At 45.5% G+C, this 860-nt stretch carries 1 protein-coding gene and 1 pseudogene; both read left to right on the top strand.

Translation table 11 applies throughout. The features are described from left to right. A pseudogene (locus tag R7R78_RS25215) lies at positions 1-242 on the top strand (histidine kinase); the annotation flags it as partial. A gap of 73 nt (positions 243-315) precedes the next feature. Further along, a complete protein-coding gene (locus R7R78_RS25220; protein ID WP_015296531.1) occupies positions 316-819 on the top strand; it encodes a YchJ family protein in 504 nt (167 codons plus the stop codon). Positions 820-860 lie beyond the last annotated feature (41 nt).

The raw sequence follows: 860 nt of genomic DNA on the forward strand, positions 1-860 counted from the left end.
TCGATCAACCTCTGTCGGATGTGATTGAAGACATTCCCGTCGATGAAGACATCAAGCTCGCCCTGACAAGTCGAAAAGGTGTGCTTGGGTATCTCCTTTCTATGTGTATTGCTTACGAACAAGCAGATTGGGAACTGGCTGAAAGATACTGCTCTGTATTGAAGTTAACGGAAACTCAGCTAGCTGATGCATTCAATGAATCGACAGAGTGGGCTCAAGAACTGCTTTCTCAAACACCTTAACTCGCTATAATGCTTCTCTCCCACTCTATTGGGATTATTTGTTTCATCGCTTTACCTAACGAGATTTCATCTTATGGCTTCTTCTTGTCCTTGCGGCGCTAACCGTACCTACCAACAGTGTTGCGAAATTGCGCACAACAATCACGCTGACGTCAAAACACCAGAACAGTTAATGCGCTCTCGCTATAGCGCTCATGTGCTAGGCCTCGTTGACTACGTTGTGAAAACATATCACCCAAGTTGTAACGCAGAAGAACAACGTGAAGGTATCGCACAATCGATCGACAGCGATTGGTGCAAACTGGAAGTCGTCAAAGCAGAAGCTGGCAGCCATGAAAATGAAGGCTTTGTTGAGTTCAACGCCTATTTCAATGAAGACGGCCAACGCTACTGCCTGAGCGAGCGTTCACGCTTCGTGAAAGAAGATGGGCTGTGGTATTACATTGATGGCACTTTCCCTGAAGAAGAATCCGAGCAAGACCCGCGACTTAATCAATCCATCAGCAGCTTAAAAGTAGGCCGTAACGATCCATGTATTTGTGGCAGCGGTAAGAAATTTAAAAAGTGCTGCGGATAAAATCGCACTATCAAGAAAAAACAAAGGCTTCCACATGGAAG

The sequence above is a fragment of the Vibrio sp. 2134-1 genome, from assembly GCF_033339495.1.

Coding starts and splice junctions, on each gene's coding strand:
- R7R78_RS25220 (WP_015296531.1), top strand. CDS start 316: ATGGCTTCTTCTTGTCCTTGCGGCGCTAACCGTACCTACCAACAGTGT.